The organism is Kitasatospora sp. NPDC007106 (assembly GCF_040634455.1).
Taxonomy (GTDB): domain Bacteria; phylum Actinomycetota; class Actinomycetes; order Streptomycetales; family Streptomycetaceae; genus Kitasatospora; species Kitasatospora arboriphila.
In genome coordinates this window covers 1-5,214 of the sequence record NZ_JBEYFP010000423.1, presented here as the reverse complement: position 1 = coordinate 5,214, position 5,214 = coordinate 1, and the positions used below count along the sequence as shown (strand labels likewise).

The 5,214-nt window shown below is 74.3% G+C and carries 1 protein-coding gene; it reads left to right on the top strand.

Annotated elements, in window-relative coordinates; all coding sequences use genetic code 11:
- Window positions 1-5,214: amino acid adenylation domain-containing protein (locus tag ABZ641_RS25185; protein ID WP_359985137.1), on the top strand; the 5,214-nt coding region annotated here is incomplete at both ends.

Below are 5,214 nucleotides of genomic sequence, written 5' to 3'. Positions count from 1 at the left end.
CCTGCCGGTTCGCCGTCCCCGCGGACACCGCCGACGGCGTCCGCGCGCTCGCCCTGGAGCACGGCACCACCCCGTTCGCCGTGCTGCTGACCGCCTTCCAGGCCCTGCTGGGCCGGTACACCGGGCGCAGCGACGTCGCGGTCGGCGTGCCGGTCGGCAACCGGCAGCGGCCCGAACTGCAGGACCTGATCGGCTTCTTCGTCAACACCGTGGTGATGCGGGCGCGGTGGTCCGGGCAGCAGGGCTTCGCGGAGCTGCTGCAGGACAACCGGCTCGCCGTCCTCGACGCCTTCGACCACCAGGAGCTGCCCTTCGAGTGGCTGGTGAACGAGCTGGACCCGGAGCGGGACCTGTCCCGCACCCCGCTGGTGCAGGTCATGTTCGGCTACCAGAACACCGGCGCGAGCGGCCCCGAGCTGCCCGGGGTGCGGGCGGAGGCGGTCGAAACCGCCTGGACCACCGCCAAGTTCGACCTCAACCTGCAGGTCGTCGACGCCCCGGCCGGCCCGCTGGACGCCGTGCTGGAGTACTCGTCCGAGCTGTTCGACGCCGCCACCGCGGAGAGGATCGCCGCGCACTTCCTGCGGCTGCTGGCGAGTGCGGTGCAGGCGCCGAAGACCCCGGTCGCGGCCCTGGAGTACCTCACCGCCGACGAGCTGCGCCGGTTCGTCACCGTGCCCAACGACAACGCGGTGGAGCGCGGCCCGGCGGCGGTGCACACGCTGGTCGCGGCGCAGGACCCGGCCGCGGTCGCCGTCGTCGCCGCCGACGGGAGCCGGCTGACCTTCGGCGAGCTCGACGGGCGGGCCAACCGGCTGGCCCGGCACCTGATCGCGCTCGGCGCGGGCCCGGAGACCACGGTCGGCGTCCACCTCGACCGCGGCCAGGACCTGGTGGTCGCGCTGCTCGCGGTGCTGAAGTCCGGTGCCGCGTACGTGCCGGTCGATCCCGCGCACCCGGCGGAGCGGACGGCGCACGTGCTCGCCGACGCCGGGGTGGCGCTGGTCCTCACCAGTACGGCGCGGGCCGGCGCGCTGCCGGCCGCCGAGGGCCGGACGGCCGTCCTGGTGGACGCCGTGCGCCTGGACGGCCTCCCGGCCACCGACCCGGGCGTGGTGGTCGACCCGGACAACCTGGCCTACGTCATCTACACCTCCGGGACGACCGGCCGCCCCAAGGGCGTCGAGACCACCCACCGCGGCCTCTCCAACTACCTGTCGTGGAGCGCCGAGGCGTACGCGCAGGCACCGGGCGGCACGGCGCTGTTCTCCTCGGTCGCCTTCGACCTGGTGGTGCCGAACCTGTGGACGGCGCTGATGCTCGGCCGCCCGGTCACCCTGCTCCCCGCGGACTTCGACCTCGCCGACCTCGGCCGGCTGCTGCTGGCGGCCGGCCCGCTGAGCTTCCTCAAGCTGGCCCCCGGCCATCTGGAGGTGCTGGCGGGCCAGTTGGACGCCGGGCAGCGCCGTTCGGTGGCGGCGACGGTGATCGCGGCCGGCGACAGCTTCACCAGTGCCCTGGTGGACCGCTGGCGGGTCGACGGCGCGCGCCTGGCCTCCGAGTACGGCCCGACCGAGATCACCGTCGGCAACTCCTGCCAGGAGGTGACCGGCCCGATCACCACCGAGCTCGTCCCGCTCGGCGCCCCGATCCCCAACACCACCGCCTACGTGCTGGACGGGGGCCTGCGGCCGGTGGCGACGGGCGTGGTCGGCGAGGTGTACGTGGGCGGCACCGGGGTGGCCCGCGGCTACCGCGGCCGGCCCGGGCAGACCGCCGGGAAGTTCGTCCCGGACCCGTTCTCGGCCGTGCCGGGCGGGCGGCTCTACCGGACGGGCGACCTCGCCCGGATGCTGCCCGGCGGGGAGATGGAGTTCGTCGGCCGGTGCGACACCCAGGTCAAGATCCGCGGATACCGGGTCGAGCCCGGCGAGGTGCAGAACGTCCTCGACGAGCACCCGGCCGTCCGGGCCTCGGTGGTCGTCGGCCGGACGGACGGCCCGTCCGGCACCGAACTGGTCGCCTACGTGGTGGCCGACGACCGCGGCGCCGACCTGACGGCCTTCCTGGCCGAGCGGCTGCCCGCCTGGATGGTCCCCTCCGCCGTCGTCCACCTGGCGGAGATCCCGCTCACCAGCAACGGCAAGACCGACCACCGTGCGCTGCCCGCGCCGGGCCGCCGGTCCCGGCTGACCACGGAGTTCACCGCACCGCGGCCGGGCGTCGAGGCCGAACTCGCGGAGCACCTGCGGACGGTCCTCAAGACGGAGGCGGTGGGCGCGCACGACAGCTTCTTCGAGCTGGGCGGCGACTCCATCCGCGCGGTGGCCCTGGTCGGCGCGCTGCGGGCGGCCGGCTTCGACGTCGCCGTCCGGGACGTGTTCCGGCACCGCACGGTCGCCCGGCTCGCCGCCGCGCTCGGCGGGCGCAGCCGCGGGCGGCTGGACGCCCCGCTGGTGGCCCCGTTCGAGCTGCTCTCCGAGGCGGACCGCCGGCGCGTGCCGGAGGGAGTCCGCGACGCGTACCCGCTCAGCCACGTCCAGTTGGGCATGCTGTTCGAGATGCACGCGGCGGGCGGCGAGGGCAACTACCACAACGTCACCTCGTTCCGGATCCGCGACCCGAGGCCCTTCTCCGCCGCGGCGTTCCAGGCGGCGGTGGACCACGTGGTGGACCGGCACGAGATCCTGCGCACCTCGATCGACCTCGACGGCTACTCCGAGCCGATCCAGCTGGTGCACCCGGACGCCCGGATCGCGGTGGACAGCGTCGACGTCTCCGGTCTCGCCCCGCAGGAGCAGGAGGCGGAGCTGCGGGCGCTGATGGCCCGGGAGCGCGACCGGCCGTTCGAGCTGGACCGGCCGCCGCTGCTGCGGTTCTTCACCCGCAGCTACCGGGGCGGCTGGTGGCTGACCTTCACCGAGTTCCACCCGATCCTGGAGGGCTGGAGCTTCAGCTCGATGATCATGGAGGTGCTGGACCGCTACCGGGAGCTGGCGGCGGGCTCGGCGCCCGAGCCGCAGCCGCTGCCGGAGGTGCGCTTCGCGGACTTCGTGGCGCTGGAGCGCACGGCGCTCGCCTCGGAGGCGTCCCGCGAGCACTGGCGGGCGTCGGTGGCCGCGCACCCGAAGTTCACGCTGCCCGGTGCCTGGGGTTCGACCACCGAGCCGCCGGGTTCGATCCAGCAGACCTACGTCCGCTTCGCGGACCTGCAGGAGGGGCTGCGGGCGCTGGCGGCCCGCGCCGACGTGCCGCTGAAGAGCGTGATGCACGCCGCGCACCTGAAGGTGATGAGCATGCTCACCGGCGAGGAGGCCTTCTCCTGCGGCCTGGTGTGCGACACCCGGCCCGAGGTGGCCGGCGCCGACCGGGTGTACGGCCTGTACATCAACACGGTGCCGTTCCCGTTCCGGCGGGGTGCGCGCACCTGGACGGAGCTGGTCCGGCAGGTCTTCGAGACGGAGATCGGCCTCTGGCCGCACCGCCGGTTCCCGCTCGGCCAGATGCAGCGGGAGTTCGCCGGCGGCCAGCGGCTCGCCGACGTGTACTTCAACTACCTCGACTTCCACGTCCTCGACACCGAGCTCATCGACGTCGAGACCAGCATCGACGACAGCCCGAACGAGTTCGGCCTGTCGGTGACCTCGCACCCCGGGCTGCTGGCGCTGATCAGCCGTCCGCAGGACGTCTCCACGGAGAACCGGGAGCGCCTGGGCGCGATGTACCGCGCGGTGCTGGAGGCGATGGTCGCCGACCCGGAGGGCGACGCGACGGCCGCGCACCTGCCGGAGGGCGAGCGCGAGCTGGTGCTGGTGGCGCCCAACCGGACGGACGCCGCCTACCCGGCGACCACGCTGCCCGACCTCTTCGAGGCGCAGGTCCGCCGCACCCCGGACGCGGTCGCGGTGGTGGAAACCGACGGCTCCACGCTCTCCTTCCGGGAGCTCGACGAGCGGGTCAACCGCCTGGCGCACGTCCTGGTGGAGCTCGGCGTCGGCCCGGAGCGCTTCGTCGCCGTCTGCCTGCGCGAGGGCACCGAGATCCTCACGGCCCTGCTGGCGGTGGCGAAGGCCGGCGGCGCCTACGTGCCGATCGACCCCGCCCACCCCGCGGACCGCTCCGGCTTCATCCTCGACGACACCGCGGCGGGCGTGCTGGTCACCCGGGACTCGCTGCGGCAGCGGTTCGCGGCGTACGCGGGCACCGTGCTGTCCGTGGACGGCGACGCGCAGCGGATCGCCTCCGCTCCGGCCACCGCGCCCGGCCGGGAGCTGACGCCGGCCAACCTGGTGTACACCCTGTACACCTCCGGCTCGACCGGGCGGCCGAAGGGCGTGCTGATCACCCACGAGGGGCTGGTGAACTACCTGCTCTGGGCGGTCGACGGCTACGGTCTGGACGGCGCCGACGGGGCGGTGATGCTCGGCTCGGTCGCCTTCGACCTGTCCGTGCCGAACTTCTTCCTGCCGCTGATCGGCGGGCGCAGCGTGACGGTGCTGCCGCCGGAGCAGAGCCCCGAGTCGCTCGCCGCGCTGCTGGGCGGCACGGCCGACTACAGCCTGCTGAAGATCACCCCGGCGCACCTGGACGTGCTGCGCTCGCTGATCGGCCCCGAGGGGACGGTCGACTCGGTGCGGACCTTCGTGGTGGGTGCCGACGAGGTGAAACCGGAGACGGTGGTGGCCTGGCGGAAGACCGCCCCGGGCGCCCGGATCATCAACGAGTACGGTCCGACCGAGACGGTGGTGGGCTGTTCGGTCCACGTCGTCCCGGAGGACTTCGACCCGTCCGTGCCGGTGCCGATCGGCCACCCGATCGCCAACATCCGGATGTACGTGCTGGACGCCGCGCTCCAGCCGGTGCCGGTCGGGGTGGCCGGCGAGCTGTACATCGGCGGCGCCGGCGTGGCCCGCGGCTACCTGGGCCGGGCGGCGCTGACGGCGGAGCGCTTCCTGCCGGACCCGTACGCGTCCGCCCCGGGCGCCCGGTTCTACCGGACGGGCGACCTGGCGCGCCGCCGCCCCGACGGCGAGCTGGAGTTCCTCGGCCGGATCGACCACCAGGTCAAGATCCGCGGCTACCGGGTCGAGCTCGGCGAGATCGAGGCGGTGCTGCTCACCCACCCGGAGGTCGCCGAGGCGGTGGTCGCGGCCCGCGAGGACGTGCCGGGCGTCCGGCGGCTGGTGGGGTACGTGGTGGCCGTCCCCGGGGCCC